Here is a 289-nt window from a genome sequence, read left to right as displayed (position 1 = left end):
CGCCCCGCGCGCCCCAGGCACTCTTCGAGCTGGCGCCGGGCCTGCTCAAAAGCATGCTGGCCAGCCATGGCTATCTGGTGTTGCGCGGGTTTGAACACAGCATTGACGGATTTTCGCGCCTGGTACGCCAGTGCAGCGGCCGAATCAGCCTGGACCCGGCACGCACGTTTGACGGCAACACCGCGCAGAAAGTCGACGCCGGCCTGGACGCGGTAGGCCTGCATTGCGAAAACGGCAACAGCCCCTTCTGGCCGGACCTGTGTTGGTTCTATTGCCAGACCGCCCCGGC

The 289-nt window shown here is 65.4% G+C and carries 1 protein-coding gene; it reads left to right on the top strand.

Annotated features, from left to right (window positions below; all coding sequences use genetic code 11):
- A partial coding sequence (locus tag AC0L20_RS40770) for a TauD/TfdA family dioxygenase (RefSeq protein ID WP_473295787.1) occupies nt 1-289 on the top strand: 289 nt, incomplete at both ends.

It is taken from the genome of Bradyrhizobium sp. Kon58 (genome assembly GCF_055807455.1).
This window is presented reverse-complemented; position numbering and strand designations above follow the sequence as displayed.